This is a genomic window from Micromonospora sp. DT201 (assembly GCF_049841575.1).
Taxonomy (GTDB): domain Bacteria; phylum Actinomycetota; class Actinomycetes; order Mycobacteriales; family Micromonosporaceae; genus Micromonospora.
Genome location: NZ_JBNCKP010000002.1, coordinates 352,642 through 367,172, shown reverse-complemented (window position 1 = coordinate 367,172; position 14,531 = coordinate 352,642). Strand labels below are relative to the sequence as shown.

15 protein-coding genes are annotated in these 14,531 nt (G+C 70.7%); 6 read left to right on the top strand and 9 right to left on the bottom strand.

The genetic code is table 11. The features are described 5' to 3' along the window. The first annotated feature begins 3 nt into the window (after positions 1 to 3). The gene (locus ACLQ28_RS05500; RefSeq protein ID WP_425685088.1) at positions 4 to 1,116 is read left to right on the top strand and encodes a hypothetical protein; all 1,113 of its coding nucleotides are present in this window, start codon (positions 4 to 6) and stop codon (positions 1,114 to 1,116) included. A gap of 98 nt (positions 1,117 to 1,214) precedes the next feature. Next, positions 1,215 to 3,518, top strand: coding sequence for a chromosome partitioning protein (locus ACLQ28_RS05495; RefSeq protein ID WP_425685087.1), 2,304 nt, complete (start codon positions 1,215 to 1,217; stop codon positions 3,516 to 3,518). A gap of 45 nt (positions 3,519 to 3,563) precedes the next feature. Here ACLQ28_RS05495 and ACLQ28_RS05490 read toward each other — a convergent pair whose 3' ends face one another. Then, positions 3,564 to 3,992 carry a DUF3151 domain-containing protein gene (locus ACLQ28_RS05490; RefSeq protein WP_425685086.1) on the bottom strand — a complete coding sequence of 143 codons (429 nt, stop codon included), beginning with the start codon at positions 3,990 to 3,992 and terminating at the stop codon, positions 3,564 to 3,566. Positions 3,993 to 4,241: 249 nt separating this feature from the next. Between ACLQ28_RS05490 and ACLQ28_RS05485 the strand changes: the two genes are divergently transcribed. Further along, complete coding sequence (locus ACLQ28_RS05485) at positions 4,242 to 5,435, top strand: LOG family protein (protein ID WP_425685085.1); 1,194 nt, start codon at positions 4,242 to 4,244, stop codon at positions 5,433 to 5,435. 52 nt (positions 5,436 to 5,487) lie between these two features. Here the strand turns inward: ACLQ28_RS05485 and fbaA are convergent, their stop codons facing one another. Together fbaA and ACLQ28_RS05475 are read right to left on the bottom strand one after the other, a co-directional pair. Beyond that, entirely contained in the window at positions 5,488 to 6,513 is a 1,026-nt protein-coding gene (fbaA, locus tag ACLQ28_RS05480; protein WP_354992861.1) for a class II fructose-bisphosphate aldolase, read from the bottom strand. Positions 6,514 to 6,653: 140 nt separating this feature from the next. Beyond that, positions 6,654 to 7,028: a phage holin family protein gene (locus tag ACLQ28_RS05475; RefSeq protein ID WP_425685084.1), complete on the bottom strand. Its 375-nt coding sequence runs from the start codon at positions 7,026 to 7,028 to the stop codon at positions 6,654 to 6,656. A gap of 124 nt (positions 7,029 to 7,152) precedes the next feature. On the opposite strand from ACLQ28_RS05475, the gene ACLQ28_RS05470 reads away from it, so the two are divergent. Continuing rightward, positions 7,153 to 7,365 carry a hypothetical protein gene (locus tag ACLQ28_RS05470; protein WP_425685083.1) on the top strand — a complete coding sequence of 71 codons (213 nt, stop codon included), beginning with the start codon at positions 7,153 to 7,155 and terminating at the stop codon, positions 7,363 to 7,365. Positions 7,366 to 7,398: 33 nt separating this feature from the next. Here ACLQ28_RS05470 and ACLQ28_RS05465 read toward each other — a convergent pair whose 3' ends face one another. Both ACLQ28_RS05465 and ACLQ28_RS05460 read right to left on the bottom strand, forming a co-directional pair. Continuing rightward, the gene (locus ACLQ28_RS05465) at positions 7,399 to 8,448 is read right to left on the bottom strand and encodes an LCP family protein (RefSeq protein ID WP_425685082.1); all 1,050 of its coding nucleotides are present in this window, start codon (positions 8,446 to 8,448) and stop codon (positions 7,399 to 7,401) included. Positions 8,449 to 8,450: 2 nt separating this feature from the next. After that, a complete protein-coding gene (locus ACLQ28_RS05460; protein ID WP_425685081.1) occupies positions 8,451 to 8,930 on the bottom strand; it encodes a SigE family RNA polymerase sigma factor in 480 nt (159 codons plus the stop codon). 182 nt (positions 8,931 to 9,112) lie between these two features. Between ACLQ28_RS05460 and ACLQ28_RS05455 the strand changes: the two genes are divergently transcribed. Then, positions 9,113 to 10,741, top strand: a complete 1,629-nt coding sequence (locus ACLQ28_RS05455) for an LPXTG cell wall anchor domain-containing protein (RefSeq protein WP_425685080.1) — start codon at positions 9,113 to 9,115, stop codon at positions 10,739 to 10,741. A gap of 129 nt (positions 10,742 to 10,870) precedes the next feature. After that, positions 10,871 to 11,692 (top strand): DedA family protein, encoded by an 822-nt coding sequence (locus ACLQ28_RS05450; RefSeq protein ID WP_425685079.1) that lies wholly within the window; start codon positions 10,871 to 10,873, stop codon positions 11,690 to 11,692. A 168-nt stretch (positions 11,693 to 11,860) separates the two neighbouring features. Here ACLQ28_RS05450 and ACLQ28_RS05445 read toward each other — a convergent pair whose 3' ends face one another. From ACLQ28_RS05445 to ACLQ28_RS05430, 4 genes are all read right to left on the bottom strand, one after another. Beyond that, positions 11,861 to 12,238, bottom strand: a complete 378-nt coding sequence (locus ACLQ28_RS05445; RefSeq protein WP_030332125.1) for an ArsR/SmtB family transcription factor — start codon at positions 12,236 to 12,238, stop codon at positions 11,861 to 11,863. Between the two features lie 57 nt (positions 12,239 to 12,295). After that, a complete protein-coding gene (gene pyrE, locus ACLQ28_RS05440; RefSeq protein WP_425685078.1) occupies positions 12,296 to 12,835 on the bottom strand; it encodes an orotate phosphoribosyltransferase in 540 nt (179 codons plus the stop codon). Between the two features lie 169 nt (positions 12,836 to 13,004). Next, positions 13,005 to 13,814: an SDR family NAD(P)-dependent oxidoreductase gene (locus ACLQ28_RS05435; RefSeq protein ID WP_425685077.1), complete on the bottom strand. Its 810-nt coding sequence runs from the start codon at positions 13,812 to 13,814 to the stop codon at positions 13,005 to 13,007. An 11-nt stretch (positions 13,815 to 13,825) separates the two neighbouring features. Then, positions 13,826 to 14,491, bottom strand: a complete 666-nt coding sequence (locus ACLQ28_RS05430) for a hypothetical protein (RefSeq protein ID WP_425685076.1) — start codon at positions 14,489 to 14,491, stop codon at positions 13,826 to 13,828. Positions 14,492 to 14,531 lie beyond the last annotated feature (40 nt).

Here is a 14,531-nt window from a genome sequence, read left to right as displayed (position 1 = left end):
TCCGTGTACGACGTGGTGCTGCTCACCCTCGCTTCGGAGCGCAGCGCTCCCGGGGGTTGTGGCAGCGGCGGGGCCTGCTGTGGCGGTGCGACCAAGGCCGAAACCGACCCGACAAGCCAGACCGACCCGACGGGCCAGACCGACCCGACGGGCCAGACCGACTCCGGTCAGGCTGACTCGACAGGCCGGACCGGCAGCGGCCAGACGACCCAGGCGAGCGGTGACACCGAGCAGTGCGCCACCGAACGGCCACGCGTGCCGGTGCTGGCCTGCGCCGACGCGCTGATCGCCCGCGGCGCCCGAGTGGAGACGGTCACCGCCCGCTCCGACGCGGAGATCGACGCGGTGCTGGCCCGGCTCGACGGTCCGGCCCGCCCGGACGGCCTCACCTGGCCGGACCTGGACGGCAAGACCCGGCTGGTCGTCGCCACGGCCAGCGACGGGCAGTTGCGCGCCGTGCTGCGCCGGCTGGTCCGGCGGTACGCACCAGCGCCGAGCCGCCGCCCGGCGGACCTGCCCGGCAACCGGACGCTGCCCGATCTGCCGCCGGTGGCCGTACTCCCGCTCGATCCGGCCCGTGGCGGCACCCATCGGGACTTGGCCGCGCAGTTGGGGCTGCCGCGCGACCCGGCGGCGGTGGCCGCCGCGGTGTTGGATGGCACGGCACGCCGACTGGACCTGCTGCGCAACGACGGCGGCTCGGTGACCCTGGACGGCGCGCTGCTCGGCGCAGCCGACGACGCCGGCCGGCCGCTGCACTGGCGGGCCCGGGTGGAGGTGGACGACACCATCCTCACCAACGGTGACGAACCGCTGCTGGCCTGCGCGGTCGGCAACGGCGGCGGGTACGCGACGCTTGACGACGTGACGCTGCTGACCGCGCCGGACCCGACCGACGGCCAGATCGAGGTCGCGGTGGCGGTTCCGGTGGTCGTCCGTTCGGCGCTGGGCCGCAAGCGGGTACGCCTCGAAGTACGGCGGGCTCGTGGGCGGGCCGTGTCGGTGTTGCCGAGGGAGGGAAAGGTGCCATACCTCGACGATGGTGTCGAGGGCGAGCTGACCCGGAAGCGTTCATGGTGGATCGAGCCGGGCGCCTGGGCGGTCTGGTCGATCTGACCGCTGGGCTGCGCCGAGCGGGGCGGCCTCGGCTGCGCCGGCGGCCCCTCGAAGGCGGATGGGGCCTATCCTCGCAGGAGGACTGGGGGAGGGCCGTAATGGACGAGAACGCCGACCGGGCGCAGGTGCACGGCCAGCAGCCGGTGCCAGAGCGGGACGTTGAACCACTCTGGCCACCGGATCCGGCCGACCGGGGCGCGGGTGGTGCGGCGCCGCCCTGGGCGGCGGTCGCCCAGCAGCAGCAGGCTCCGCCGCCGTCGGCCGCGCCGGGGCCGGTGACACCGCCGGTGGCCGCTCCACCGATTGGCCGACCGCCGGTTCCCGGGCAACCCGGGGCCCCGGCCCAGCCGCCGCCTTCCCCGTCCGACTACCCGTCACTCACCGGTGCCGTCCCGGCACCTGGGGGCTGGGGAGTCAGCGGCCCGGGCGGTGCCGGGTCGGCCTGGACGCCACAGCAGCCGAGTTGGCCACCGCCGGCCGCTCCGGCCGCGCCAGCAGCCGCGTCGACACCGTCTGCGCCACCCGCAGCGGGCACGCCGTCCGTGCCACCCGCAGCGGGCACGCCGTCTGCGCCACCGGTAGCGGGCACGCCGTCCGTGCCACCGGCAGCGGGCACGCCGGCCGCGCCACCGGCAGCGGGCGCTGCCACGAGCGGCGGCGGCCCGGGCGGTACCGGGGCCCCCGTCCCTTCTGCTAGCGCGGCGAAATCGGACACCGCCCCCGCGCCGACGGACCACCAGCAGGAGGCGGCTCGCACCGCAGCCGGCACCACAAGCACCGCAGCCGGGAATGACCGGGGTCGGGCCGCCGTCCCGCCGATGCCGCCGGGTGGCGTCGACCTGGACCTGCCGTTCACCCTGGACCGTCCCACCGCAGCCGCCACGCCCACCGACCGCCCGACCGGAGCAGGCCCCGCGACGGCCGGACCGACAGCGGCCGGACCGACAGCGGCCGGACCGACAGCGGCCGGACCGACAGCGGCCGGACCGACGCCGCAGACTGACGGGACCGGGGAGGACGGGTCCGCCGGCGGAGCAGCGCGGCCGGGCACCGAGTCGCCGTGGGCGTATCCCCCGCAACGCCCGGCTGGGCTACCCACACCGGCGCACGAGCCGGCCGCACCCGTAACGCCCCCGCTCCCCGCCCCGCCCGGGCCGCAGCCGCCGCACTCCGGTCAGTCCTACACCCCGATGATCCCTGGTCAGGCCGGCCCCGCGCCCATCCCACCACCACCAGACCTGACGCAGTTCAACAATCTGTCGCAGCAGGCTCCCCCGCAGGCCACCCCTGCCACCCCACCACCCGGGCCGTTCCCGCCGTCGCCTGGGTGGTATCCGCCGCCGTGGCAGCAGGGCGTGCCCGGTGGCCCGACTGCTCAGCCGTACCAGGAGGCCGAGGGGGTGACCCGGGTGCCCACCACCGGGTATCCGGATGCCGTCGCATATCCGGACGCGAGCTGGACGCCGGAGGCTACGGCGGCACCGACCGCCGAGGACTTCAGCCGGCGCCGGCAGGTCCGGCCCGCCGATCCGGTGGCCACCACGGGTGTCCGCGCGGTGGTCAACAAGATGGGCCTGCTCCGGCTCGCACCCGGCCGGCACGAGCAGGAACGCAAGCGGGACATCGAGATGGTGCGCCGCAACTTCGGCGGACTGCGGCAGGTGACCGTGGTCAACCCGAAGGGCGGGGCGGGTAAGACGGTGGCCATCCTGCTGCTGGCGATGACGTTCGGCCAGAAGCGCGGTGGCTACGTGCTGGCCTGGGACAACAACGAAACCCAGGGCACCCTCGGGATGCGTGCCCAGCAGGATTTCCACTCCCGCACGGTGCGGGACATGCTGCGTGACCTCGGCCAGTTCCAGGGCGCGCACGGGCGGGTCGGCGACCTGTCGCAGTACGTCCGCTCGCAGGGCGAGGGAATGTTCGACGTGCTGGCCTCGGACGAATCGGCCACCGGTGGCGAGATGCTGACCGCAGCCGCGTTCGCCGAGATCCGCGAGGTGGTCAGCCGGTTCTACAAGTTGATCTTTGTGGACACCGGCAACAACGTCCGGGCGCAAAACTGGCAGGCCTCCATGGACGCCACCGATCAGTTGTTGGTCACCATGTCGGCCCGTAACGACTCAGCGGAGACGGCCGCCCGGATGCTCGACCACCTGGAGCAGAGCGGCCGGCAACGGCTGGTCCGCCAGGCCGTGACTGTGGTATCGATGCCACCGTCCCGCAAGGAGATCGACCTGCCGGCCATCCAGGAGCACTTCGCAGCACGTACGCGCGCGGTGCTGCTGGCCCCGTACGAGCGGCTCATCGACACCGGCGAGCCGATCCGGTACGGCGGACTCTCCTCGGCCACCCGCGACGCCTGGTTGAAGATCGCCGCGGCAGTCGCCGAAGGCCTGTAACCCGCCGACGGCCGGCCCGGAGTCGGGCCGGCCGTCGGAGCGAGGTCAGTTGCTCGCCAGCGCGTCCGCCGCTTCCGGGTCGCAGTCGCGCAGGAACTGGGCGCAGCGGGCCGCCTCGTCGGCCTCGCCGATCTCGTCGGCAGCTCGGGTCAGCACGTAGAGGCAGCGGAGGAAGCCCCGGTTGGGCTCGTGCGACCACGGCACCGGGCCGTGCCCCTTCCAACCGCTGCGGCGCAACTGGTCGAGGCCACGGTGGTAGCCGGTGCGTGCGTAGGCGTACGCCGTCACGACCTGGCCCTGCGCGAACGACCGGGCCGCGAGCTCGGCCCAGCCTGCACTGTAGGTCGGGAAGCCGGCCGCCACGCTGGCGAACGCCTCATCGGTGCCGGCCTCCTCGGCGGCGGCCAGGGCGGCGTCGGCCTCGTCGTTCACGGGCAGGCGGGTGGCCGGTGGCTCTGGCAAAAGGTTCTGCATCGCCCCATTCAACCCGCTGGACAGGGCGACACGCGAGCGGGTCGGCCGACGCGTTCGGCTGAACGGCTGAGGAGTTGGTCACGCCTGCGGCCTATGCCGCCGCCAGGTGTTTTCCATTACAACTAATGGTCCGGAGCCTCCCCAGGAACCGGTAACGCAGGAGCCCGGTGGCCACGGCCACCGGGCTCCTGTCGGTTGCACCCCAAGCCCGAGGTGTGGGCGGCCCGCGCGGACGGGCAGGATGGCCTGGTGCCGACCCCACCTCCTGCGGACGTCATCGAGCCGAACCTGCACGCCGACGAGATCCAGACCCGCGACGAGTTCGATCGACAGTTGCTCACCGGCCGACTGACCGGGCTGACCGTGCAGGGCCTGCGCCTCGACCTGGCGCCGGTGCCCGACCTGACCGGCATCGAGGTCGCCGGCACCCTCTTCGTGGGCTGCCGGTTCGCCTCCCGTGACGTCGGGGCCGACCTGGTCCGACGCGGCGCGAACGTGGTGCCACCATTCTCGGGGCTGCCGTACCCGACCCAGCCCGCACACCTCTACACCCCCGAGGACCTGGCCGCCGGGTTCGCCGAGGGCGGGTTCACCGGGATGTACGACACCCGGGTGTACGACCACTACCGGGCACACGGAGGTGCGCTTCCAGACGTCAAGGAGGCGCTGGGTCAGCGGCTGCACGACCACGGCGTGGACAACGCGCTGGCCGACGCCACCCGGGTCTGGCTGGCCCGACACGGGCCGCAGTCGGTGGTGGGCATCATGGGTGGGCACGCGGTGCGACGTGGCAGTCCCGCGTACCGGATGGCGGCCGTGCTGGGTTGGGAGCTGGCGCGGGCCGACCGGCTGGTGGTGACCGGCGGCGGTCCCGGGGTGATGGAGGCGGCGAACCTCGGCGCCTACCTGGCGGACCGCACGGCGACCGAGTTGACCGAGGCGATCGACCTGCTGGCCACCGCGCCCGACTTCACCGACCACCACCGCTACACGGCCACGGCCTTGACGGTGCGCCAGCGGTACGCGGGCGTCCCCCGGCAGCGTGGTGACGACCTCGCTTGGGCGCGGGCCGGCGGGCTGGCCATCCCGACCTGGCTGTACGGGCACGAACCGGCGAACCTGTTCGCCGGGCGGATCGCCAAGTACTTCTCAAACGCGATCCGGGAGGACACCATCCTGCGGCTCGCCCGGGGTGGCATCGTCTTCGCCCCGGGGCGGGCGGGCACGGTGCAGGAGGTGTTCCAGGCGGCCACCAAGACCTACTACGGCACCGACGGCGCCAGCGGCGCGTACATCTTCCTGGACCACGACTACTGGACCCGGGAGCTACCGGTGGAGGCGTTGCTGCGTCCACTGCTGGCCGCGTCCCCGTTCGGTGACCTGTCGTCGACGATCCACCTCACCGACGACGTACGCGAAGCCGTCCGGCTGCTGACGACCTGACAGACGACGACGGCCGGCTCCCCGAGGAGAGCCGGCCGTCGGTGGGACGTCGTTACTTGGACATCGTGGTGCCGGTGGAGCGCAGGTGCTCGCACGCCTCGACGACCCGGGCGGCCAGGCCAGCCTCGGCGGCCTTGCCCCAGGCACGCGGGTCGTACTGCTTCTTGTTGCCGACCTCGCCGTCGATCTTCAGCACGCCGTCGTAGTTGCGGAGCATGTGGTCCGCGACGGGCCGGGTGAAGGCGTACTGGGTGTCGGTGTCGATGTTCATCTTCACCACGCCGTAGTCCAGAGCCTCGCGGATCTCGCTCAGCAGGGAGCCCGACCCGCCGTGGAAGACCAGGCTGAGCGGCTTGTCCTTGCCGTACTTGGCGCCGACGGCGTCCTGGATCTGCTTGAGGATCTCCGGACGCAGCTTGACGTTGCCCGGCTTGTAGACGCCGTGCACGTTGCCGAAGGTCAGCGCCGCCATGTAGCGGCCCTTCTCGCCGAGGCCGAGCGCCTCGACCATGGCCAGGCCGTCCTCGGTGGTGGTGTAGAGCTTGTCGTTGATGGCGTTCTCGACGCCATCCTCCTCGCCACCGACGACGCCGACCTCGATCTCAAGGACGATCTTGCCCTTGGCGGCCTCGTCGAGAAGCTGGGAGGCGATCTGCAGGTTCTCTGCGACCGGCACGGCCGAGCCGTCCCACATGTGCGACTGGTACAGCGGCGCCTCGCCGCGCTTCACGCGCTCCTGCGAGATGGCCATCAGCGGACGGACGAACCCGTCCAGCTTGTCCTTCGGGCAGTGGTCGGTGTGCAGTGCGATGTTGACCGAGTACTTCTTGGCCACCTCGTGCGCGTACGCGGCGAACGCCACCGCGCCGGTGACCATGTCCTTGATCGAGGGGCCGGAAAGGTACTCGGCACCACCGGTAGAAACCTGGACGATGCCGTCGCTCTCCGCATCGGCAAAGCCCTTGAGCGCCGCGTTCAGCGTCTGCGAGGAGGTCACGTTGATCGCGGGGTACGCGTACCGGCCAGCCTTGGCGCGATCCAGCATCTCCGCGTAGGCCTCGGGGGAAGCGATGGGCATGTTGCGCTCCTTACTTACCACTCTCGGCCGTGCTGGCCGCTGTTGTTCATTTGTGCGCCGGACCGCGCTGTCCTCCGCCCGGAAGTATCCCGTAGGTGAGGTGCGCCGGAAAAACCGACCCGGGTGCTGGCCGGGATCGGTCACCTATCGTCCGGCACGATGACGCTGATCAGCCAGGTGACCACGGTCATCACGATGGCTCCCCAGAACGCCGCCCAGAAACCGTCCACCTGGAACGGCAGGTCGAGCCCGCGGGCGATCCGGTCGGTGAGCAGGAACAGCAAAGCATTGACCACCAGCGCGAACAGGCCCAGGGTCAGCAGGTAGAACACGCAGCCGACGACCTTGATCACCGGCTTGAGCACCGCGTTGACCACGCCGAAGATCAGTGCCACCACGATCAGGGTGAGGATCGTGTTGCCACCCGAGCGGCCGTGCACGTCGACGCCGGGCACGATCAGCGTGGTTATCCACAGAGCGACTGCGGTGATCGCCAGTCGAATGAGGAAGCCCACGGCACCATCCTGGCATCGGGTTGCGTCGCCGAGGGCTGATTCCGCCCACTCCGCTTCCGGGCGCGGCGCCGGCCCAGCCCGTACGGTGGGTGGGAACCGTGCCCCGAGACCCCCGGGAGGGACGATGGGTCAGCCCGATGAGGACTTCACCCCTGGCGACCACCTCGCTCCGGACGAACGCGACCCCGAGGCCGAACCGGCCGACGCGGTCGAGCAGGCGGCGATGGCCGGCCCGGCCGACACCGACAGTGAGCCGCACCGTGGCCTGGAGGTCGACGACTGGGACGCGATGGAGCAGGCCCGGGTGGTCACCGTGGACGAGGACGACTACCGCTGACCCCGTCGCACTGTCGACTGCCCGCCTCGTGCCTCACCGGACGGCGTTGGCCTGCTCCGGGTGCTGCGCCACCCACTGCGCCAATCGATCCTCGCCCAGCGCGGCGAAGAACGCCGGGCCCTGCTTCGGGTCCAGTCGTACCCGCTGAACGTTGCCGGTCAGCGGCCCGACCGGGAGGCTGAGCCCCACCGGGTCGACGCTCTTGAGCTCGGGTAGCACCCGCAGCAGCTTGGTCAGTGGCACGCCATCGTCGTCGACCGTCAGGTCCTTGCCGGCGGCCGACAAGAGCGCGGTGAGCCGGACCGGGTTGCTCAGCACGTCCTGCGCGACAGCCCGCCGGATCAGCCCGGCGGCATAGCGCTGGGCGTTACGGTCCCGGTCGAACGCACCGTCAGGCAGGTACCGTCGTTGCCGCAGCAGTTCGACGGAGGCAGCTCCGTCGAGCCGCTGACAACCGGCTGGAAAGGTCCGACGGCTGTGCCAGGACCGGACCTCATTCGGTAGGCAGACCTCCACCCCGTCGACGGCGTCGGTGATCCGGCGCAGCCCCGCAAAGGTCAGCACCGCGCCCGCATCGACGCGTACCCCGGTCAGGCCGGCGACCACCTGGCGGGTCAGGTCGTAGCCGGCGTCCAGGTCGGGCCGGGGTTGGCCGGCACCGTCGAAGAACGCGGTGTTGATCTTGTCGATCCCCCGGCCGGGGACCGACACCTCCAGGTCGCGCGGCAACGAGATGAGGTACGGCCGGCTCCGGTCCGCCGGAATGTGCACCAGAAGGATGGAGTCCGCCAACCGGTACTGCGGCTCCTCGCCGAAGCCGTCCACGCCGACCAGCAGGACGTTCAGCGAGTCAGCCGGCTGACCGGACGGCAACGGGTCCTCTGCCGGCTGCTCGGGACGCAGTTGCGGCACGCCGACTCCGAGCGCGGCGAGCAGGGCGAGCGTGACGCCAGCGGCCTGGAACCTCTGCCGGCGGCGGCGACGGCGGGCGGCGAGCCGGTCGATCGCGGCCCGCAGCGGGCCGGTCGACGGGGTCAGCGGTTCGTGCCGGGCGAAGGCGGCACGCAGGTCGTCCTCAATCATGTTCACGCCTCCACGTATTCGGCCCGGAGCGTGGCCAGGGCCCGGGAGATGGACGAACGTACGGTCCCGACGGCACAGCCGAGGATGTCGGCGATCTCGACGTCGGGCAGGTCTTCGTAGTAGCGCAGCACCAGGGCGGCCCGCTGCCGCCGCGGCAGCCGGGACAGCCAGGACCAGATCTGGTCCCGGTCCACCGCGGACTGGGCGTGGTCGGTGGGCACCGGCACCGTCGCGTCGGGCTCCCCGCGCAACAGCACCCGGCGTACCCACGAGCCGCGCCGCCAGTCGACGTACTGGTTGGTGAGCATCCGGCGTACGTAACGCTCGGGTGAGTCCGCCCGGGCGACCCGCCGCCAGTTGAGCTGGACTCGGACCATGGTCTCCTGGACCAGATCCTGAGCCTGGTGCGGATCGCCGGTGAGCATCACCGCATACCGCAGTAGCGGGGCCAGCCGCGTGTCCGCGAACTCCTCGTACGTCACTGCACCTCCCGGGGGCTCCTGCCACAGATGACGGGAGCGGACCGCCCGAACATTGCGGTGATCCTTGATCAACCTTTCGGTTCGTCTTGCTCGTTGGGCGACTCTCGGGGCCCCCGCCAGCCTTAAGGGCTCCTTAAGATCCACGGGCTCCACCTGAACCCCCAACTGGAGGAACACCCCTCATGCTCACCCACTCCACCCGGCGTTGGCTCGCCGGACTGGGCGTAGCAGGCGCGTTCGTCGCAGCCTCCGCCAACCCGGCCGCCGCCGCCGAGGAGGCACCCATTGAACTGGGCGCCTACTTCAACGACACCACGCTTGCCGCAGGGTCCGAGGGCAAGATCGACTCACCTCTCCTGTTCGCCTCCGAGCCGGTGGTGGTCGAAGGCCTCACCGTCACCTACGACTACCGGGACCTCGACGGTGTCGTTCAGCTCAAGCCCGACTCGGCGAGCCCCGAGTGCAGTTCAGCGGAGGCTGGCGTCCTGGTCTGCACCGACCCCTTCGAGGTCGACCTCTACGACTGGGCCTACGGCGGCCTCTTCAACGTGGTCATGACGCCGACCACGAAGGCTACGGACGGTGACACCGGTGACCTTAAGGTCACGGTCAGCGCCGAGGGTCTCGCTCCGGCCAGCCACACGGCCAAGCTGCGGATTGGCGAGGGCGTCGACCTGGCCGCCCCGGGCGAGGAGACCAAGATCTCGTCCACTCCCGGCGGCAAGTTCAGCGCTCCGCTGACGCTCAGCAACGCTGGCAAGACCGACGCCAAGGGAGCGGTCGCGGTCTTCGACCTGGACTACTCGATCCGTCCCGACAAGCAGTACAGCAACTGCACCTACGCGGACGGCCACCTGCGGACCTGCACCTTCTCCGAGGTGACCGCCGCCGGAGATGCCCGCTCGGTGTCGATGCCCTACGTCCTCGGCAAGGACACCTACGCGCCGGGCAATGACTACGGCAACTACAACTGGATGACCATCGCCGAGTTCGAGGACTTCAGCGCTTACCTCCAGGCCGGGGGCCTCTCGGCAGGGCAGCCCGGCAACGGTCCGGTCCTGAGCCTTCCGAAGGCTCCGGGCAAGATGGCGGCGCGCAGCTTCCAGGCCGACACCGACCCGATGAACAACTGGTCCAGCATGACCGTCAAGGTCAACGGCAAGAACGGCGCGGACCTGGTGGCGGTCGGCGACCAGGTGACTGGCAAGGCCGGCGACGTGGTCACGGCCACCGTCGGAGTCCGCAACGACGGTCCGGCCGCGCTGGACTTCGGCCGCTCGGGCTCGCCGGTCACCAAGATCGACATTGCCGTTCCGGAGGGCACCACCGCGGTCGAGGTTCCCGAGGTCTGCGCGCCGCTGAACGGCGACGAGCAGGACTGGGAGAACGCCGGCAAGCCGGGCGCGAAGCTCTACCGCTGCTACCCGGACATCTTCATCGGCGTCGGTGAGGAGCAGACGGTCGACATCGGCCTGCGGATCGACAAGGTGATCGCCAACGCGGCGGGCACCGTCACCATCAACGCCAAGTGCGAATGCGACGGCTTCACCGAGGACCTGAGGCCGGCCAACGACGTCGCCAAGATCCTGGTGAACGCGGCCGGCGGCACGGATGGCAACGGCAGCACTGGGGGTAACGGCGGCACTGGGGGCAACGGCGGCACGGGCGGCAACGGCGGCGGTGACGGCGGCGGCCTGCCGGTCACCGGTCAGTCCACCGGCTTGATCGCCGGCCTCGGCGCGCTGCTGCTCGCGGCGGGCGTCGGCGGCTACCTGGTGGCCAAGCGCCGCCGGACCCGCTTCGTCGCCTGATCCACCCCGCACCACCGGTGCCCCGTCGACCACCCCGGTCGGCGGGGCACCGTCGTTGGTCCACGCTGCGCGGGTGGGTGGCGAGGGGCCAGTCCGGCGCGGCCGGGGCCCCGGGCTTCGGTACCCTTTGTGGCCGTGGACACAGCTGAGCAGACCCGCGCTCTCGTGGAGAGCGTCGCCCTGAACCCGCTCGATCCCAAGGATCTGTTGCAGACCTTCGGGCTGATCGGCGTGTGGGTGATCCTCTTCGCCGAAACCGGCCTGCTGGTGGGCTTCTTCTTCCCTGGCGACTCGCTGCTGTTCCTCGCCGGTGTGGCCTCGTCACCGGTGGCGGACGCAATCTTCGGAGACGGCACTCGCCTCGCCTTGGCCGGCCTGCTGATCGGCGGGCCGATCTGCGCGATCGCCGGCGCCCAGTTGGGGCATTGGCTCGGCGCTCGATATGGCCGGCCGATGTTCGAGCGGCCGAACTCCCGGCTCTTCAAAAAGGAGTACGTGGAGAAGGCCGAGTACTACTTCGACAAGTTCGGCCCGGCGAAGGCCGTGGTGTTGGCGCGCTTCATTCCGATCGTCCGGACGTTCCTCAACCCGGTCGCGGGCGCGCTCGGCATGCCGGCCCGGAAGTTCCTGCTCTGGAACATCGTCGGTGCGGTGCTCTGGGTGGACGGCATCCTGCTGATCGGCTACCTGCTGGCCGAGCAGATCTACAACGCCATCGGCGACAAGATCGACCACTACATCCTGCCGGTGGTGGCCCTGATCATCGTGATCTCAGTGTTGCCGATCTTCTTCGAGTTCCTTCGCGACCGGCGGGCTCGTAAGCGCGGCGAGGCGGTCACGGTGGTCGCGGCGGCCAGCGCCGCTGGCGCGGTGGAGGCAGCCCGCGAGGCGTTCGACCACGACACGCGCCAGCACGGCCGCCACCGCCCGGAGCGCGGCCAGGACCACTGAGCCCAGGTACGACGGCGGCCGGCCCCCTGGTGCGGGGGTCGGCCGTCGGCATGTCGGACCCGACCTCGGCGGTGCGGCCGGGGACGAGCAGGTATTACCCACCGGTGGCGCCACCCCTGGCTCGCCACCGGACGTCGTCCCGGCGCGGGACGACGTGCAGTGCCTACGTCAGCGAGCCTTCTTGGTGGCCCGCTTACGCGGCGGGGTCAGCAGGTCGGCGATCGTCGCGATCGCACTCGGGACCAGGCTGTAGTACGCCCAGACACCGCGCTTCTCCCGCTGCAGCAAGCCAGCCTCGGTGAGGATGCGCAGGTGATGACTGACCGTCGGCTGAGAGAGGCCGAGCGGTGCCGTCAGGTCACAGACGCACGCCTCGCCCTCGGGGGCCGACTGGATCAGGCTGAGCAGCCGCAGCCGAGCAGGATCCGCAAGGGCCTTGAGGACCCCGGCGAGACGCTCGGCATCGGCACGTTCGATCGGCTCGCCGTTAAGCGGCGAGATCTGAGGCATAGTCATTTCGGCCAACGCAGTTCCCACGTATTCCATCCTTCCACCAGCAGCATCGATCCGCCTGCATGTCAGCAGATCCGAATCGGCAAACTTTTACGCCACAAGGCCGAGGTCAGCCAACGTATAGGCCGCCCGGTAAGGCAATCCGGCGGCTCGCACCGCGTCGCCGGCTCCTCGATCAACAATAACCGCCACGCCCACGACTTCTGCCCCGGCCTCACGAAGCGCCTCGACAGCGGTCAACACACTCCCGCCTGTCGTGGACGTATCCTCCACCGCCAACACCCGACGGCCGGCCACCTCCGGTCCCTCGATCCGACGCTGCAGACCGTGCGCCTTGCCCGCCTTGCGCACCACAAAGGCGTCCAGGGCCCGGCCGGTCGGAGCGGCAGCGTGCAGCATCGAGAGCGCGACAGGATCCGCGCCCAGGGTTAGGCCGCCGACAGCCTCGTACTCCCAGTCGGCGGTGAGGTCGAGCAACACCCGGCCGACCAAAGGAGCGGCCTGGTGATGGAGCGTGACGCGCCGCAGATCCACGTACCAATCTGCCTCACGCCCCGAGGCGAGCACGACCCGCCCGTGGACTACAGCCAGGTCGGTAATGAATTTACGCAGGTCGTCGTGGTCCCCCATGGCGATAGAGGTTACTGCGCAAGTCTGAACGCCGTGTGTGGGGTCCACCCTGATCAGCCCAGCGAGGGACCGATGGTTGGCGATGTTCGACTACGCTCAGCGACTGGCTTGATAGCGGCGCGCCAACGCCACCCCAGAGGCCCGCGGCAACCGGCGGGCCTGTCGAGGCTCAGCGCTCGTCGCGACCGATCCGGCCGCGGGTGTCTCGTGCGACCGCCTGAAGCAGCCGGCGAGGCGCATGCCGCATGCCGGCGACGACTACCTTGTACTTCCATGCCGGGACGCTGACCATTTTTCCTTTTCGCAGGTCACGCAGGGCCTCGTCGACCACATCCTCGGCCCGCAGCCACAGCCATTCCGGCGTCTTGGACATGTTGATGCCGGCCCGCTGGTGGAACTCGGTGCGGGTGTAGCCGGGGCAGAGGGCCATCACCCGGACATCGAACGGGCGCGCCGACAGACCAACGGACTCGCTGAAATTGGTGACCCACGCCTTGCTGGCCGAGTACGTCGATCCGGGCATCGTCGTGCCGAACCCAGCGACCGAAGAGACATTTATCACTGCCCCATTTCGCCGTTCGGTCATCGGTCGCAGCGCCGCCAGGGTCAGGCGCATGACCGCGTGCACGTTGAGCCGCAGCAGACGCGCCTCGTCCTCCGCGGTGGAGCGCAGGAATGGTTTGTTCAGGCTGATCCCGGCGTTGTTCACCAACAGGTGCACGGGGCTGCCATCGGTGAACCGCTGCTCCACAAGGGCGCAGCCGTCGTCGGTGGACAGATCCGCGGGAATCGTCTCCACCTCGCGGCCGTACGTGGAACCCAGCTCGCCTGCCATCTCGGTCAGCCGGGCCGCGTCGCGGGCAACCAGCACCAGATGCCAACCGTCGGCGGCCAGTCGCCGGGTGAACGCCGCGCCGATGCCGGCGGTGGCCCCGGTGATCAGGGCTCGGCGCTCGGCAGTCGTGGAGTCGAGCGGCACGGGGCGGGTCCTCACCTGGGCGGGTACGGGGGCGCGGGTGGCGGCGACGGGGGCTGGTGCGGGGCGGGCGTGAACGCGGGTGGTGCGGGTGGCATGGGCGGCGCGATCGAGCGACGGTGACCGAACCAGGTGTTAGCCGCCGGCAGGGCCAGCAGCGTAGCTACTACAAGGTAACCGAGCCCCTGCCCGACGGAAAGCCCGGCGTTGAGCGGAATCCACCACGACGGGTACGCGTCGCCGATCAGGCCCAGCAACTCGCCGAGAGCCTGCTCGTCAGCGCCCAGTTGCAGTGGCGCGGCCCGTTCACCGATGAGCACCGCGACGCTGCAGCAACCGCCGAGCAGACCGAGCCCGCTGACCACCCAGGTGGCAACCCGGACACCGTTGCGACCGGCCAGCAGCCCGAGGGCCAGGCCGGCGAGCACCGGCGCGGAGAGCGCAGCCACCACCGCCGACAGGACGGCGGACACGCGGAGCAGGGTCACCACCTCGTCGATCTGCTCCGGACTCGCCGAGGTGTCGCGGGCTGCCGAGCGGAACGCGTCGACCGTCCCGCCCAGCACCACCAGGTCGACCACGGCGTACGCGAGCGCGCCGGCCGCCATCACCAACAGCACGGATACAGCCGACAGGACGACGGCAGGCCGGCGGGCCGGTGCCGATTCTGGGTTCGACACGACGAATCCCTCCGGTAGGCGTCGGGTTGCAACCTACTCG